This is a genomic window from Acetobacter indonesiensis (assembly GCF_000963945.1).
Lineage (GTDB): Bacteria > Pseudomonadota > Alphaproteobacteria > Acetobacterales > Acetobacteraceae > Acetobacter > Acetobacter indonesiensis.
Genome location: NZ_BAMW01000079.1, coordinates 1 through 2,753, shown reverse-complemented (window position 1 = coordinate 2,753; position 2,753 = coordinate 1). Strand labels below are relative to the sequence as shown.

The 2,753-nt window shown below is 36.8% G+C and carries 1 protein-coding gene; it reads left to right on the top strand.

What is annotated here, in order from left to right; genetic code table 11:
• Positions 1-459 precede the first annotated feature (459 nt).
• Positions 460-1,788 carry a hypothetical protein gene (locus Abin_RS14390; RefSeq protein ID WP_048848176.1) on the top strand — a complete coding sequence of 443 codons (1,329 nt, stop codon included), beginning with the start codon at positions 460-462 and terminating at the stop codon, positions 1,786-1,788.
• Positions 1,789-2,753 lie beyond the last annotated feature (965 nt).

Genomic DNA, 2,753 nt, shown 5'->3' with positions numbered 1-2,753 from the left:
GGTTACCCATAAATTCAGAACTCAACATAATATGTAATTGTAGTGCTAGGTTAAGTGATAAGCGGATCATATAACGCAATTCATTGAACAGTTCGCGCAATGCATGATGCCGCCGTTCAGTCTCCTCGCGCATCAGGAGCATATACGGGACAACCAGAGACCATTCTTCGTCTGATACGTCAGAGAGATACGGTTTACGTGCGGCATCATTCCTTATTACTGCACCAATCAGTTACGAAATTACAAAACACCCTCTAGTTGCTTCATTCCATCCACCCCGATCACCACAGAAGGAATAGAACTACAGGGGATGCATTAAAAATAAGGGGGTTTTTAGAATCCTACACCTGGATGCTTTCCCAGGCGAACAGACTGATTGACAGCCAGTCTTTCGCGTTTAAATTTATTTTGATATAGAATACGGATAAGAAATTTACTTTAGAAAAAAGGATGTGGTAAGTGATAATTTACAATGGAAAAGAAATAGTAGTGAACTTTCTACGCGGTGAAAGTAAATATTTTGTTGTGACCTTTATGTGTGGAGGAAGAACAGAATTTGCAGAGAATGAATTTTTCATGTGCCAAATTCAAGAAAAATTAAAAATTAATTTAATTGGTGTTTCTACAAAAATAGGTGGATGGTATTTATCTAATGAAATGGATGTCGTGATTGATTTAATAAATTCAATAACAAGAAACAAAAAAGTTATAGTTTGTGGGACATCTATGGGGGGGTACGGATCATTAAAATATTCGAGAAGATTGAATTCATATTTTACCCTAGCGTGCGCTCCTCAATGGTCATTAAATCCAAATGATTTAAAAGATATTTACAATGATAAAGATAAATATAAATTTGGAGAAAATATTTTATTTAAAAATGAAAATATGAAAATAAAGCAAGAAGATTTGAACGAAAATGTAGTCATATTATACGACCCTTATGATAAATATGATAGCTATCATGCACAAAAAATATTATCTCAAGGTAACATTAGAGAAATTTATACTTATTATAGTGGGCACGGAGTTATGGATAGCATCTCAGGCTCTGAAACTATGAAGAATATCCTGAATTGTGCTTCTAATAATGATTATTATGGTCTACGATGGATTATTTCTAATGCTCGAAGGCATCATATAAATAATATTTTTGAGAGAGTAAGTAATAATATTGAAAAAAAACCAAAATTATCTTTAAAAATGATAACTTCGAGATCTTTTTCTTCTGTTCGCAATAATAAAAAATTTTTCTACAATCAGTCCCTTGTTGGACGTCTTTTATATAAAGCATATTTTTATAATTTAAAGCAAGATGCTGAAAAATTATTAATAAAATCTATAAATGCTTATGGCGTAGATAAAGAAAAAATCAAGAAAAAAGATTTTATTTTAATTTCTTCTTGTGGGAAAATAATAACTTATGATATAAAAAATAAGTCACTAACTGCGGAAGAAGATATATTTTTTCCAAAAAATTATCCAGTTTTTTGTTCACATCAATATAATTTTGTCCCGTATATTCGTTTATTTAGAAGAAAAATGTTTTTATTTGAAAGTGATGGCTATATACATATGGAAAGAAACATTGATGGGATATATAATAAAGATTATTTAAAATCCTTCTTTTCAAATCAAATCGATTCTTGTGGATCGTCTACGTTTTTTCTTAATTTTAAAGTAAAAAGTGGGTTTATGACAGTTAATCGACCTTATGGAGAAATATTATATGGAGCTCAGAATGCGCAGTTATGGGAGAGTTTTGTCTTAGTCCCAAGTTTATTTTAAAGAACGACGGCGTGTCGTCAATTAATTAAAATAATGATTAAGGTAATCTGAACTGCTGCGAGGAGAGTGAATTTAAATTTGTAAAAAACACTCGATGAAATTCTGTTCTCTGGAAGTATAGGGTTCTAAAAAACCCTTGAGTTTGATGTATTTCTTGTAGTTCCATGTCACCTGTGGTGACTGAAGTGGATGGAATGAAGCAGCCTGTTTTTTTTGATGTTGAGGGCAAATGGCGTAATTGCTGACGTGGTTGGCCGTTGATAGCTTACTCAGACTACGTTGAAGTTTCCGTCGACGAGTTCGAGGATGGTGTTGAATGCGCATTTTCCACTGAGGTGTGTGGTTCCTGTGAAGGAGCGATATCCGGCATGGATCTGCGCCCACCAGTCCACTCGGAAACTATATTGTGGTGACCTTTCTCAATATGACCGAAAGTCGGATTTCGCGTTCGGAAATGTTGCTGGTGGCCGAGACATCAGGTTTGGTCAGACACACTAAGAACTTTGTCCTCCAAACCTTCGACTTGTAACGGTTTTGTGCTGATTGAATGAGAGTTTACATCTTTCAACAAAAAAGTCATGAGACCATGTCATTGAAGCAGACATGAGAGTTTCGCTGTGAGGCGGTCAGGATCGCACTTAGCAGGGTTTATCCAGGACACGGGTTGCGGCGGATCTGGGGATTGGCAAATCAACGCCTAGCCACTGGATTTCGCAGTATCGGTCGACTGATCTGACGGCGTCTGAAGCGCAGACGGACCTCGTCCAGAAAAATGAGCGTCTTCGTCTGGAAAACCGTGTCCTGCGGGAGGAGAGGCAAATATTAAAAAAGCCACGCAGTTCTACGCAAGCCAAAAGACGTGAGGTTTGCCTTTATCAGGGCACATCGTGACCGCTGGCCCATCGCCGATCTGTGTTAGATTCTGCAGGTTTCGACGCGTGGCTACCGAGCATGGGGTTTCCCGG